The organism is Haloferax elongans ATCC BAA-1513 (genome assembly GCF_000336755.1).
Taxonomy (GTDB): domain Archaea; phylum Halobacteriota; class Halobacteria; order Halobacteriales; family Haloferacaceae; genus Haloferax; species Haloferax elongans.
Window position 1 is genome coordinate 22248 of record NZ_AOLK01000013.1, and the last position, 13359, is coordinate 35606.

The 13359-nt window shown below is 63.8% G+C and carries 11 protein-coding genes; 4 read left to right on the forward strand and 7 right to left on the reverse strand.

From position 1 onward, the window contains the following. Positions 1 to 28: 28 nt before the first annotated feature. Complete coding sequence (locus C453_RS06455) at positions 29 to 805, forward strand: FkbM family methyltransferase (protein ID WP_008323440.1); 777 nt, start codon at positions 29 to 31, stop codon at positions 803 to 805. 37 nt (positions 806 to 842) lie between these two features. Here the strand turns inward: C453_RS06455 and C453_RS06460 are convergent, their stop codons facing one another. Further along, entirely contained in the window at positions 843 to 1811 is a 969-nt protein-coding gene (locus C453_RS06460; RefSeq protein ID WP_008323441.1) for a DUF3179 domain-containing protein, read from the reverse strand. Next, entirely contained in the window at positions 1808 to 2536 is a 729-nt protein-coding gene (locus C453_RS06465; RefSeq protein WP_008323442.1) for an alanyl-tRNA editing protein, read from the reverse strand. The genes C453_RS06460 and C453_RS06465 overlap by 4 nt, the downstream gene beginning before the upstream one ends. 317 nt (positions 2537 to 2853) lie before the next feature. On the opposite strand from C453_RS06465, the gene C453_RS06470 reads away from it, so the two are divergent. Continuing rightward, positions 2854 to 3543, forward strand: coding sequence for an HD domain-containing protein (locus tag C453_RS06470; protein ID WP_049907553.1), 690 nt, complete (start codon positions 2854 to 2856; stop codon positions 3541 to 3543). A gap of 54 nt (positions 3544 to 3597) precedes the next feature. On the opposite strand, the gene C453_RS06475 is transcribed toward C453_RS06470, so the two are convergent. The 4 genes from C453_RS06475 to proS all read right to left on the reverse strand — a co-directional run bounded on the left by C453_RS06475 (position 3598) and on the right by proS (position 11220). After that, positions 3598 to 4587, reverse strand: a complete 990-nt coding sequence (locus C453_RS06475) for an NAD-dependent epimerase/dehydratase family protein (protein ID WP_008323444.1) — start codon at positions 4585 to 4587, stop codon at positions 3598 to 3600. Positions 4588 to 4671: 84 nt separating this feature from the next. Further along, entirely contained in the window at positions 4672 to 4983 is a 312-nt protein-coding gene (locus tag C453_RS06480; RefSeq protein WP_008323445.1) for a nucleoside triphosphate pyrophosphohydrolase, read from the reverse strand. Positions 4984 to 5039: 56 nt separating this feature from the next. Further along, positions 5040 to 9593, reverse strand: coding sequence for a glutamate synthase large subunit (gene gltB, locus C453_RS06485; protein ID WP_008323446.1), 4554 nt, complete (start codon positions 9591 to 9593; stop codon positions 5040 to 5042). A gap of 160 nt (positions 9594 to 9753) precedes the next feature. Continuing rightward, positions 9754 to 11220 (reverse strand): proline--tRNA ligase, encoded by a 1467-nt coding sequence (gene proS, locus C453_RS06490; protein ID WP_008323447.1) that lies wholly within the window; start codon positions 11218 to 11220, stop codon positions 9754 to 9756. 179 nt (positions 11221 to 11399) lie between these two features. On the opposite strand from proS, the gene C453_RS06495 reads away from it, so the two are divergent. Then, positions 11400 to 11900: an HTH domain-containing protein gene (locus C453_RS06495; RefSeq protein WP_008323448.1), complete on the forward strand. Its 501-nt coding sequence runs from the start codon at positions 11400 to 11402 to the stop codon at positions 11898 to 11900. A 59-nt stretch (positions 11901 to 11959) separates the two neighbouring features. Here the strand turns inward: C453_RS06495 and C453_RS06500 are convergent, their stop codons facing one another. Beyond that, the gene (locus C453_RS06500; RefSeq protein ID WP_008323449.1) at positions 11960 to 12439 is read right to left on the reverse strand and encodes a hypothetical protein; all 480 of its coding nucleotides are present in this window, start codon (positions 12437 to 12439) and stop codon (positions 11960 to 11962) included. A 248-nt stretch (positions 12440 to 12687) separates the two neighbouring features. Between C453_RS06500 and C453_RS06505 the strand changes: the two genes are divergently transcribed. Further along, positions 12688 to 13359 (forward strand): KH domain-containing protein (locus C453_RS06505; protein WP_008323450.1); only part of this gene is annotated, 672 nt, incomplete at its 3' end.

Below are 13359 nucleotides of genomic sequence, written 5' to 3' on the forward strand. Positions count from 1 at the left end.
TACTCCCTCACAATGACAAACAGATAAGGTGTCTTTCCGTCACCCGCTTACGGCACTCCGCCACTACGGCTATCTGCTCCATTACGGGCTCGTCCGCAAGAACTACGAGTACCGACTGGTCGCACCGAAAAAGCGGGTTGGACAGACGAAATTCCGCAGTTACGAACTGTACAACCGCCACGGAAGCGACGTGCTTCTCAAGGCGCTTTTACTCAACCTCGACCGCAGTGACGTCGTCGTCGACGTCGGTGCCAACACCGGGACGTACTCGCTCGCGGCGGCGGCGAACGCCCCCTCGGCCGAAGTCGTCGCAGTCGAACCGAACCCGGAGGTCGCGGACCAACTCCGGGCGAACGTCGAGGCCAATCCGTTCGACGACCGTATCCGGGTGTTGGAGTGCGGACTCGGTCATACCGACGGGACGCGGGAGTTCCACCTCTCGAACTACGACGAGTTGGGGTCGTTCTCGTCGGCCCACGCGAGCGCGTGGGAAGCGCAGGTCGTCGAGACGACGCCGGTTCCCATGCGGAGTCTCGACTCGCTAGTCGAATCCGACGCAGTCCCGCCACCGGACCACCTGAAGATTGACGTCGAAGGGTTCGGGGTGAACGTCCTCCGTGGGGCGAGGCGCGTGCTGCGCACGTACCGGCCGATTGTGTACTTCGAACTGCACGACTCGCGCGGTGGTCACGACGAGTCAGTCGCGAAGAATCTCCTCCGCGAGGCCGGGTACGAACTCATTCCCGTCCGAGAAGGATGGGTTGGTGAGCCGACAGCCAAGACCACGACGCCGAAGTCGGCGTGAGCGTGGCTGGACTCAATCCTTCTGCGTGCGTCCGTATTCACGCCCGATAGAATGCGTCCGCGCCGTGGTCGTCGTACCATGCAAACGCGAAGAGTCGTCGCGCAGGGACGCGGTCGAGTGAGCGGCCGTCCTCGGAAACTCCGGTTGCCCCGTCCCAGTGCGTTCCGTCGGCGCTGAAACGCCGCCCGTCGCCGACTGGGTCGAACGAGTCGAACGAGTAACCCAGGGTGGTGAAGGCGTGGATACCGGCGTCGGTGGCGAAGACAACGACACGGTCGTCGCCGACGTCCAGTGAGACGACGCCACCAGCCGATTCGACAGTGTCAGCAGTGACGCCGACAGCCTCGCCATCGCGTTCGAGACCGAGCACGACATCCTTGGGGTCGATACTGTCGAGTCCATCGGCATCCCACTCGCGGCCGCCGGTCCCCCGGTGCGCACCGAGGCCGAAGCCATCCATCTCGAAGTAGCGCTCGTACGGTTCGAGGTCGTAGTCGATTGGTTCGGGGTCGTCGCCCTCGCCAGCGGCCTCGCTTTTCCCACCCGGCGGTGCCATGACGCGCCCGTCCGGGTTCGATTCCTCGAAGGCGTCCCACGTCGTCACGGCGGCGGGCAGGACAGTCAGCGACGCCCCCTGCAACTCTCCGGCGAGACACTCGCCGAGCGACTGCTTCCACTCCGAGTCGGTTTCGCGGTCGTACATCACGAGGTCGTCGTCCGCAAGCTTTCCCGAGACACCGAATTCGAGCGTCTGGCCGTCGACGCGGCGGTCGTACACGACGGCGCTGCCGCAGAGTGGACACCACGTGACGGCGACTGGGACACCGGCAACGACGTCGTTGACGATTTCGTGGTAGTGGAGGTAGCGAATCGGGTACGCACGGGCAGTGCCCTCGATATCGACCACGATGACCTCGTCGTCACTGGGACCATCGTACGACGGGACGAACTGCGGGTCGTCCACACTCGGAATCGCATCCTTCGGAATGACCTGCCGAACGTTCATCGAAGTACGAATTCGACGCGCTCGTGTGAAGAGCCCTGTGTCGTGCGCCCAGTGAGCACGACCGTCCCAATTTCACCCGTGGAGGGGACGTGGGTACCAGCACAGGCGGTTCGGTCGAATGGGTCATCTTCGTCGCCGATTTCGACGATTCTGACCTCTCGAATCGACTCGGGAAGCAGGTGCAGACGGGTTCGCTCGGGGTCGAGCGTCGCCTCGGCTTCGTCGCGGTCGAGGGTGTACCACCGGACGGGGAGGTCAGCGTCGACCAACTCGTTCAATCGCGACTCGATGTGGTCGAGGTCCGCATCGTCGAATCGTTCGTATGCACAGTCGAGGTGCGCGTGGTCGGTGTACAGTTGGTTACCGGTCGTCTCGGCGTCGTACTCGTCGAGCAGAACCGCCGAGAGGAGGTGCTGGGCCGTGTGGTAGCGCATATGCGCCCGGCGGCGCTCGGCGTCGATATCCCCCGCCATGGTCGCTCCCGGCTCGGGTGCGTCGCCGTCGCCGCCCGCGACGACGTGCTCGATTCGGTCGCGTTTCTGGACGTCGACGACGGTCCACTCCTGTTCGGCTGTCGAGAGGGTTCCCGTGTCGTGGGGTTGCCCACCACCAGTTGGATAGAAGTACGTCTGGTCGAGGACGACGCGGTCGGTCCCGCGAACCGCTTCGACAGTGGCGTCGAACGTGAGGCGGTCGGCGTCGTCGAGATAGCGTGCGTCGGTCACAGGCGAAGCAGGTGTCGAACGGAGTTAGGTGTGACTCCGGGCGATGAGGACTGCGGTGGCCTGGCGGTGAGAGTCACGGTGGTTGAGCGGTGAGTGTCACAGTGAACGGGTGGCGAGGGTCGCGGTGGGCGTTTCGACTGGCCTGTATTTCTCGGATTCGAGAGTGTTACACTGTGACAGTGGCAACCGTGAGACGCGCCGAGTTCGGTCGATGTCGGCGATTCGGGAACTCAGGGTGTCGTAACGCCTAAGAGTAAAACGGTCCTCATTCGGTATAATGAGAATACATACGAGCCCTCTCCCACGGAGGTGTCACCGTGGGCGTTGAGATAAAAGAGTCGTCCGTCTCTGATACGGAATTCGCTGAGATGAAGCGATTCGTCTCGGACTATCTCGCCGCCAGCGTCGAGAACGAAGACGACGGCGGTCGGATGCGATGGTACCCGTGGCACTCCGCGGAGTACCGGTTCAACCATATCTTGAACGTCGTCGGCCTCGCTGCCGATATCGCGAGACACGAGGGTGCAGACGTCGACGTGGTCAAAGTTGCGGCGCTCTTCCACGACATCTCCAAACTCGAAGCCGAACAGGAAGTCCACGCCGAGGAAGGTGCTCGCGTCGCACGCGAGTATCTCGAAACCCACGGCGACTACCCGGCGTCGTTCGTCGACCAGGTGTGTCAAATTATCGCTGACCACTCCTATCAGGGGTCGCTCATGGACGTCTCGCTGGAGATGCGGTGTCTCATCGAGGCGGACATCCTCGACAAAATCGGTGCCAACGGGACTGCGTTGATGCTCCTGCGGATGGGCTACGAGGCGCGGACCCACATGGACGCCGCGGAGATGGTCGAACGCGTCTTCCAGCGTGGCCACGACGCGTCGCACCGAATCGTCACCGAACGCGGCCAGAGCCTCGCACACCAGCGCCTCAAGCGCGTCAAATGGTTCCGCGAGTGGTTAGAAGACGAGGTTCCGCAGATGGACCACGAAGACGGTCTGCTCTAAACGCGACCGCGCCCCGTCTCAGAACTCACCGCTGTTTGTAGTCGCAACCTCGTCTCAGAGCGTATCGAGAATCGAGAGCACGCGCGCTTCGGCGTCGCGTCCGGGGTCGTGTTCAGAGCCGTCTCGGTCACTATCGCGGTGTGACTCGACGGAACGACGCATCGCTTCTTCGACCGGCGTCGACTCCCACCCGAGACTGGCGAGTTTGTTCGTCGCGAGGACGTGTGGGTACTCTCGGTAGAGGATGAAGTCTGTGGGGTCGAGACCGCCTGCGGCGAGTTCGCGCTCGCCCGCGTGGACGACTTCGACGTCCGTCCCAGCCACGTCGGCGATGACTTCGACCATCTCTTCGAGCGTCACGAGCTGTCTGTCGCCGACGTTGTACGCCTCGCCCGCCTCGCCTTCTTCGGCGATGACGCGCATCGCGCTCGCCACGTCTTCGACGTAGGCGCGGTGCCAGACGTTCGTGCCGTCGCCGGGAACGACGACGCGGTCGTAGTTCAGCACGCGGTCAATCCAGTAGTCGAGGCGCTCGGTGTAGTCGTGCGGGCCGTAGACGATACACGGCCGAATCGACATCGCGTTGATGCCGCGAGATGCGGCCTCGAAGACGACGCGGTCGCCTTCGGCCTTGCGGGGGCCGTAGCTTTCCGGCGAGTCGTCGCTTGCTTGCTCGTCGGTGCAGTCACAGAGTGGCGTGACGCCCTCGCGCTTCGGAATCGCTTCGCGGCCGTAGGCTGCCCCACTTGAGATGTAGACGTAGGCGTCCACGTCGGCGAAGATGTCCACCGCCGAAGCGACCTCGCTGGGGTTGTATGCCACGCAGTCGAAGACGGCGTCGGGTTCGACCGTCAGCTTCGCCGTCCGGAGGGCCTCGTCGTCGGCCCGGTCGCCCTGCATGTGCTGGACGCGCGGGTTGTCGGCGAAGGGGTTGTCGTGATTTCCACGGTTGAAGATGGTCACGTCGTAGCCGTGGTCGAGGAGGTCCGAGACGAGATGGCGGCCGATGAATCGAGTGCCGCCGATGACGAGTGCAGTATCCATGTCTGGGTCGAAGGCGTGCGGCGTGAAAAACGTGAGAGAACCGGCGGCGGATTCCGCAGCGTCTCACGTGCCGAACTGGAGGGGTTACTCCACGCGTTCGAGCACCACGCCGTCTTCGAACCCGCCGCGCTCGGCGGCTTTCTCGGCCGCCAGTGTCTCGACGGTCTCCCAGTCTTCGCCGCGACGGTCGAGAATCGCATCTACGACGGCGAACACGTCTGCGAGTTCTTCGACGCGTCCCGATTCGGCGAACTCCTCAGCTTCTTCGACCAGTTTCGCGCGGAGTCTGCGGTCGAGCTCGTCGCCTTCGACAGCGTGGGTGATGGGTGTCTCCCCCGATTCGCGGATTATCGCGGGGATGTCGTCGCGGACGAGCTTGTCGTATTCACGGGCCATACCAGTGGCTCTCGGTCAGTGTCAAAAAATCTGGAGGAGTCGTCCGCGCGAGCGACTCAGTCGTCGCTCGTCGTCGCTGCGCCGACCTTCTCTGCAGGCACATCGACGACTGCGCCCGCACTCTCGGGGAGTTCGGAGCGCACGTCCTGCCGGGCGTCTTCTTCGATGACCGCCGCGTAGGCGTCGGGCATCACCTTCACGAAGTCGCCGAGGGCGGCGTCCCAGTCGTCGAGGAGTTCCGCCGCGCGGTCGGAGTCGGTGTATGCGAGGTGGTTCTCGACGAGGCGGGTGAGCATCGCTTCGTCGGACTCGTCGAGGTCGTCTTCGAGCGTCACCATGCCGGTGTTCGCCTTCGCGGCGAACTCGTCGTCGGGGTCGTAGACGTACGCGACACCGCCGGACATGCCTGCGGCGAAGTTGCGGCCCGTCTCACCGAGGACGGCGACGACGCCGCCGGTCATGTACTCACAGCCGTGGTCGCCGACGCCTTCTACGACGGCCTTGACACCGGAGTTGCGGACGGCGAAGCGCTCGCCCGCGACACCGTTGACGTAGGTCTCTCCCTGCGTCGCTCCGTAGAGTGCGACGTTGCCGATGAGGATGTTCTCGGCGGCGTCGTAGTTGGCCTCGGCGGGCGTCTGGACGACCACGCGGCCGCCCGAGAGCCCCTTCCCGACGTAGTCGTTCGAGGCGCCGGTGAGGCGCATCGTGACGCCCTTCGCGAGGAAGCCGCCGAACGTCTGCCCGGCGACGCCGGAGAACTCACACCGGATGGTGTCGTCCGGCAGGCCCTCGCCGCCGTGTTCGTTCGAGATGCGGTTCGAGAGCATCGCGCCGACAGCGCGGTCTTCGTTCGAGAGGTCGCGGCGGATGACGACGGGTTCGCCGTCGTCGATGGCCGCGCTCGCCTCGTCGATGAGTTTGTGGTCGATGTGGGTGTCCACGTCCGCGTGCGTCTGGTCTTCGGTCTTCCGACGCGCGCCGGAGTCGGGTTCCGCGAGGACGGCCGAGAGGTCGAGGTGCTTGGCCTTCTCGTGGTCGGTCTCGCGCTGGCGGAGGACCGACGGGCGGCCAATCATCTCGTCCAGCGTGCGGAAGCCGAGTTCGGCCATGATTTCGCGCAGTTCCTGCGCGATGAACGTCATGTAGTTGATAACGTGGTCGGGCTGGCCGGGGAAGCGGCGGCGCAGGTTCTCGTCCTGCGTGGCGACGCCGACCGGACAGGTGTTCTCGTGGCACTGGCGGGCCATGACACAGCCCGAGGTGACGAGCGAGGCGGTCCCGAAGACGTACTCCTCAGCGCCGAGGAGCGCGGCCACAGCAACGTCGCGGCCGGTCTTCATCCCGCCGTCGGCGGAGACGCGGATGCGGGAGCGCAGGCCGGTCGCACGGAGCATCTGGTTGGCTTCGGCGAGGCCGAGTTCCCACGGAAGGCCCGCGTTCTTGATGGAAGTCTTCGGCGACGCGCCGGTCCCGCCGTCGTGGCCGGAGATGTGGACCACGTCGGCCTTGGCCTTCGAGACACCGGCCGCGATGGTGCCGATGCCCGCCTCAGAGACGAGCTTCACGTTGATGTCGGCGTCGGGGTTCGCGGACTTCAGGTCGAAGATGAGCTGTTTGAGGTCTTCGATGGAGTAGATGTCGTGCAGCGGCGGGGGCGAGATGAGGCCGACGCCCGGCGTCGCATAGCGGACGTGGGCAATCATCTCGTTTACCTTCTTTCCGGGGAGGTGGCCGCCCTCGCCGGGCTTCGAGCCTTGGGCCATCTTGATTTGAATCTCGCCGGCCGACGAGAGGTACTCGGAGGTGACGCCGAAGCGTCCCGAGGCGACCTGCTTGACGTTGCACTCCTTTTCGGTGCCGAAGCGTTCTGGCGGCTCGCCGCCCTCGCCGGAGTTGGACTTGCCGCCGATGCGGTTCATGGCGATGGAGTTGTTTTCGTGCGCTTCGGGCGAGAGGCTGCCGAGCGACATCGCGGCCGTCGAGAAGCGCTTCACGATGGACTCGACGGATTCGACCTCGTCGATGTCCACGGGTTCGCGGTCGGGGTCGAATTCGAGGAGACCGCGAAGCGTCTGGAGTTGCTCCGATTGGTCGTTGACGAGTTCGGCGAACTCCTGGTACTTCTCGTAGTCGCCAGCGCGGACGGCCTGCTGGAGCGTGCCGACGGTCTGGGGGTTCCAGCCGTGGTGGAAGCCACCGGACCGGTTCTCGAACTCACCTTGCCGGTCGAGTTCGGGGTCGGCACCGAACGCGGCGGCGTGGCGCGTCAGCAGGTCGGACTCGATTTCGTCGAGCCCGATGCCCTCGGTGCGAATCTCGGTGCCCTCGAAGTACTCGGCGACGAAGTCGGAGTCGAGACCGACCGCCTCGAAGATTTGGGCACCGCGGTAGCTCTCGACCGTCGAGATGCCCATCTTGGCCATCGTCTTGAGGAGGCCGTCTTCGAGCGCGTGAACGTACGACTCGATTGCTTCTGCCGGGTCTGCGCCGTCGGGTCCGGCGACGACGTCTTCGATAGTCTGGTAGGCGAGGTAGGGGTTCACCGCGCCCGCGCCGTAGCCGACGAGGGTCGCGAGGTGGTGGACCTCACGGGGGTCGCCGGATTCGACGACGAGACCAGCGTGGTTGCGCAGGCCGTTGCGGACGAGGCTGTGGTGGACCGCGCCCGTTGCGAGGAGACTCGGAATCGCCACACGCTCCGCGCCGACGTTGCGGTCCGAGAGGACGACGATGTCCGCGCCGTCTTCGATGACTGCCTTGGCCTCGTCGCGGACGGCTTCGATAGCCTCGCGGAGGTCGGTCCCCTTCTCGTAGGTGATGTCCACGACGGCGCTCTGCATGTCGTCGTCGAGGTCTTTGATGGCCGCCGTCTGCGCGTCCATGAGGACGGGCGAGTCGAGGACGAGTTGGCGAGCGTGCTCGGGAGATTCGTCGAGCAGGTTGCGCTGGTTTCCGAGGCGGGCTTCGAGGCTCGTCACCAACTTCTCGCGGATGTAGTCGATAGGCGGGTTCGACACCTGCGCGAAGAGTTGCTTGAAGTAGGTAAAGAGCGGGCGGTTGAGGTCAGACAGCACCGAAAGCGGCGTGTCGTCGCCCATCGACCCGACGGGGTCCTTCCCGTCGCGGGCCATCGGCTCTATCATGTGGTTCAGTTGGTCGTGGGTGTAGCCGAACGACGCCTGTGCTGCGCGCAGGCTCTCGACTTCGCCGCGGGAGGTTGGGTCGTCGTCCTCGGCGATGTCGTCAAGGTGGCGTTGCTGTTCGCGCACCCACTCGCCGTACTTCTCGTCGGTGAGCTCGTCGAACACTTCGGCGTCGGGGATGACGCGGCCTTCCTCGGGGTCGGCCATGAAAATCTCGCCCGGGCGGAGACGGCCGCGCGACTCGATTTCCGCGGGGTCGGTGTCGAGTGCGCCGACTTCGCTGGCTACGATGAGGCGACCGTCGGTGGTCACTTCGTAGCGACACGGGCGGAGTCCGTTGCGGTCGAGGACGGCCGCGATACGGTCGCCGTCAGTGGCCGCCACGAGCGCGGGGCCGTCCCACGGTTCGACCAGCGAGGCGTGGAAGTCGTACCAGTCGCGGCGCTCGTCGCTCATCGCGTCGTCGTTGCGGTACGCTTCGGGGATGAGCATCCTGAGGACGTGCGGGAGGTCGCGGCCGCCTTTGAGCAGGAGTTCGACCGCGTTGTCGACGCTCGCGGTGTCGGATTGGTCGGCCTTGGTGATTGGCCGGAGCGTGTCGAGGTCCGCGCCGAAGTCCTCATGTTCGAGGTCGGTCTCGCGGGCGCGCATCCAGTTGACGTTGCCGCGGATGGTGTTTATCTCGCCGTTGTGGATGACCTGGCGGTACGGGTGGGCGAGATGCCACGCGCCGAGCGTGTTGGTCGAGAAGCGCGCGTGTACGAGCACGAGTTCCGAGACCATGCGCTCGTCAGAGAGGTCAGGGTAGTAGTTCGGGAGTTGCTCGGCGGTGAGAAGTCCCTTGTAGACGATGGTCTTGCGGTCGAGCGAGCAGACGTAGAAACGCCCCGCGCCGGGGAGCGTGAGGTTCGCGACTGCCTTCTCGGCGGCGCGGCGACCGACGTAGAGCGCGCGGTCGAACTCGTCGGTGTCGAAGTCGTCCGCAGCCGACGCGTCTTCGTCGGGTTCGACGAAGACCTGCCAGACATCGGGTTCGGACTCAAGTGCGGTCGCGCCGAGGCCGGAGTTGTCGGTCGGCACGTCGCGCCAGTGGAAGACAGAGAGGCCGTGCTCCGCGAGTGCGTCTTCGAAGACGGCCGCGACGCGCTCTCGGACTTCGTCGTCGGTCGGCATGAACACGGAGCCGACAGCGTACGTCTCGGGGAGGTCATGTTCGACGATTGTCTCGAAGAATTCGTCTGGGCGCTGGAGCAAGATGCCCGCGCCGTCGCCGGTGTTTTCTTCGGCACCAGTGGTGCCGCGGTGTTCGAGGTTCTCCAGTAGTTCGATACCGTCCGAGACGACGCGGTGCGAAGCGCCGTTTTCGAGGTCTACGACGGCCCCAACGCCGCAGTTCGACCGCTCGTCGGTCGGGTCGGCCAACCCGCTTCGAGCGGAGGGTGCGTCTATGTGTGGCTTGGTCATACCTCCAAAAATTCACTACCAACATAAGCCCCTTTTCCTGAAACCATAAGGGTGTTTCAATACCATATAAGGATGTAATGAGTGTTGGAATGTACACTAATCATAATTCGACAGCCGACGAAATATATAAAAGACCGTGTAGAACTCTTCTACAGGTTGTTTAGTAGGATTTAGCGAAATATGCAGTTTCGTCTGCGGTCTCGCCACAGACGGCGCAGTCTTCGCCGTCGTGAATCTCCGCGTCTTCGTCGTTCAGGGGAACCATCACGATTTCCGCGGCGATTTGGTCTTTAATCTCCTCTTCGCAGGACTCGTCGCCACACCACGGGGCCTTGACGTAGCCGCCGTGCTGGCCGATGGTGCCGAGAATCTCGTTGCGCGAACTGGCCTCGCGGACGTTCGATTCGAGGTTCTCCTCTGCGGCGGCGTAGAGCTTGGCGTAGACTTCGTCGAACTGCTCTTGGACGCCCTCTGCGATGTTCTCGCGGTCGAGTTCGACCGTCTCGCCGTCGGGACGGTGGACCACGGTGACGACTTCGTCGTCGACCTCGTTCGGGCCGATTTCGAAGCGGACGGGAACGCCCTTGAGTTCCCACTCGTTGAACTTGAAGCCCGGATTGCGCTCGTCGCGGTCGTCGAGTTCGACGCGGACGCCGGCGTCTTCGAGTTCGTCTGCGATGCCCTCGGCGTAGTCGAGGACCTTCTCTTGGGTGTCTGCCTGCCAGATAGGGACGATGACGACCTGCTCGGGTGCGATAGTCGGCGGGAGAACGAGACCCTGGTCGTCGGAGTGAGTCATGATGAGTGCGCCGAGCGAGCGCCACGAGAGACCCCACGAGGTCGTGTGGGCGGGCTGTTCGTCCTCGGCTTCGTCAGTGTAGGTGATGTCGAACGCTTCGGCGAAGGAGGTCCCGAGGTAGTGGGAGGTCCCGGCCTGCACGGATTTGCCGTCGGGCATGAGCGCCTCGACGGTCGTGGTCGTGTCGGCACCGGGGAACTTGTCGTGGTCGGGCTTCGCGCCGCGGAGCACCGGAATCGCAAGCGCGTCTTCGTAGAGAGACTGGTACTGCGAGAGGCGGGTCATCGTCTCGTCCCACGCGTCGTCGCGGGTCTCGTGGGCCGTGTGGCCTTCCTGCCAGAGGAACTCCTTCGTACGGAAGAACGGCTTTGTCTCGGTCGCTTCCCAGCGAATGACCGAGGCCCACTGGTTCACGCGAAGCGGGAGGTCACGGTGGCTGCGGACCCACTGCGCCATGTACGGCGCGATGATAGACTCGGACGTCGGTCGGACTGCGAGGCGCTCTTCGAGTTCCTCGTGGCCGCCGTGGGTGACCCACGCGACTTCGGGGTCGAAGCCCTCGACGATGTCCTTCTCGCGTTCGAGATAACTCTCCGGAATGAGAAGCGGGAAATACGCGTTCTGGACGCCGGTCTTCTTGAACTCGCTGTCGAGGAAGTTCTGGACGGACTCCCAGAGCGCGTACCCGCGCGGGCGAGTGACGATGAAGCCGCTCATGCCCTCCGGACCGTAGTTCGCGAGTCCCGATTTTCGGACGACCTCCGCGTACCACTCACCGGTGTTGTACTCCTTCGACTTGGTTATCCCAAGTTCCTGCTCGTCGCTCATTGTCCTCCGATAGCCGCAGCGCGCCCTTAAACGCCCCGAAGGGGGCGGCGACTCGTCTCTGTACTCAGTTACGAGTCAGGATATGTCTGGATGAACACCAGTCCACTCCGATTGTCGCTCGTTGCGACGGACGCATAGTTACATATCGTGAGCTATCGTACCTCCGGATTGGTGGTGGCATGTTAGCAACAGACACAACGTGGAGTAGTGAGCGCCCCCGTGGAGGCAGTGGGTCGGTCCGGGTCGAACTCTGGGTTCCGTGTGGCAAGCGGGGAGAGTTCGAGGCAGTCATCGACCGACTGGAGGACGCCGAACGACGTGGCGTGATAGATGGCTTCTCCGTCGAGGGGTGGGACCGGCACGTGGACCTGTCGGGTCAACTGTCTCCCCGCGAAAAGACGGTCAGAGAACGGCTGACGTCGTTTGCGCGGTGGGCCGTCCTCAACGGTGAACAGCTCCCGGGCTTGGGCGAGCCAGTCGTCAAGGGCGTCGGTCGAATGGGACCAGAACGACTGACGAGGCGCGCGCCGCGCGCCGTCCTCGCCGAGTACGAAGATGGCGTCCTCGCGCGCGTCACCGCGTGCGAAGAGTGTGTCGGCGCACTCCGAGACCGCGTGTGCGACCTCGACGACGAGTTCGACCGGACGCACCCCGTCGAACCAGTCACTGTCGAGTCGTAACCGGCTCGGGAGTTCGGTCTCAGTCTTCTCTCCGTCGTCCGAAGCTCGAATCTCTCTCCTTACAGTCGACTCTCGAATGGGCTGTCGCCTTCCTGCCACGACCACCCAGGGAGTTGCGTCTGAAATCCGGCCGCGAGTGCGGCGTCTAAGTCGTCTTCCCCAGCGACTCCGTCCGTGTGGACGGCGACATCTGCGAAGTGAAAGGTCGCCTCCGCGAGCAACCCGAGGGGGTCGCCGCCGGCGATAGTGGCCGCCAGTCGTCGGCCGAGAACCTCGTCGACGACGAACCCGGGGTAATCGTCTTCTACATCGAGAGTCCGAAGGATGCGTACGTAGGCGGCGACGTTGACGGCTACGTCGCCGCGGGCGAACACGTCGTCGACGGCTGCGAGATACGCGGCTTCGTCGACGACACCGACGTCAGTGTCGAACAAATCGCCGAGTTTGTCGCGCGTCTCGTTGATGAGCGGAACGATGACGCCTGCTCGGTCACGCACCCACTGATGTTCGTCTGCGACGGCCGCTGGAGTGAGTTCCATATCCGCTGATTGGGGCCGATGTGCTTCGATTTTGCGAAGGGTTTTATACTGACGATGTGGTAGGGTCGCATAAGCGGGTTTTCCCTGCCTCTTCCCGCAGTCGAGATACCACCGTATTCAGTTCACTATGCTCTCTCCGCAGTTGCCCGAGACTGGCACCACCACGTGTGGAGAGTCTCGCGGCCGCGCTCCTGAGGCAGCGGTTCCCGAAGTCCGCCGGCGCTGGACCGGGCGGATTGCTCGTAACTATGAGCTCAGTAGATAAACAACTCGAAAATCTGAAAGCAGAGATTACGAACGAACTCCCACGCGACATTTCGGTTTCCGACGTGAAGTACGAGGGTCCTGAACTCGTCGTCTACACGCGTGACCCCAAGCGATTCGCCAAGAACGGTGATCTCATCCGAAAACTGGCGAGCAAACTCCGAAAACGCATCACGGTTCGCCCGGACCCCGACGTGTTGTCGGACCCGCGCGAGGCCGAACCCAAGATTCTCAACGTCATCCCCGAAGAAGCGGGCGTCACCGACCTCGACTTCCACGCTGACACGGGCGAAGTCGTCATCGAAGCCGAAAAGCCCGGGATGGTCATCGGCCGACACGGCTCGACGCTCCGAGAGATTACACAGCAAGTCGGCTGGACACCCGAAGTCGTCCGCACTCCTCCTATCGAATCTTCGACTGTCTCGAACGTCCGCAACTTCCTGAAACAAGAACGCGAAGACCGCCGCCGTATTCTCGAACGCACTGGACGACAGATTCACCGCGAGCAACTGTCGGACGACGAATGGGTGCGCATCACGACGCTCGGTTGCTGTCGTGAGGTCGGTCGCGCGTCGTTCATCGTCTCGACGCCCGAGACGCGAATTCTCGTCGACTGCGGTGACAAGCCCGGGTCCTGTCTCTTATACACATCTCTG

Coding starts and splice junctions, on each gene's coding strand:
- C453_RS06460 (WP_008323441.1), bottom strand. CDS start 1,811: ATGAACGTTCGGCAGGTCATTCCGAAGGATGCGATTCCGAGTGTGGAC.
- C453_RS06475 (WP_008323444.1), bottom strand. CDS start 4,587: ATGGATACTGCACTCGTCATCGGCGGCACTCGATTCATCGGCCGCCAT.
- C453_RS06480 (WP_008323445.1), bottom strand. CDS start 4,983: ATGGCCCGTGAATACGACAAGCTCGTCCGCGACGACATCCCCGCGATA.
- gltB (WP_008323446.1), bottom strand. CDS start 9,593: ATGACCAAGCCACACATAGACGCACCCTCCGCTCGAAGCGGGTTGGCC.
- proS (WP_008323447.1), bottom strand. CDS start 11,220: ATGAGCGACGAGCAGGAACTTGGGATAACCAAGTCGAAGGAGTACAAC.
- C453_RS06495 (WP_008323448.1), top strand. CDS start 11,400: ATGTTAGCAACAGACACAACGTGGAGTAGTGAGCGCCCCCGTGGAGGC.
- C453_RS06500 (WP_008323449.1), bottom strand. CDS start 12,439: ATGGAACTCACTCCAGCGGCCGTCGCAGACGAACATCAGTGGGTGCGT.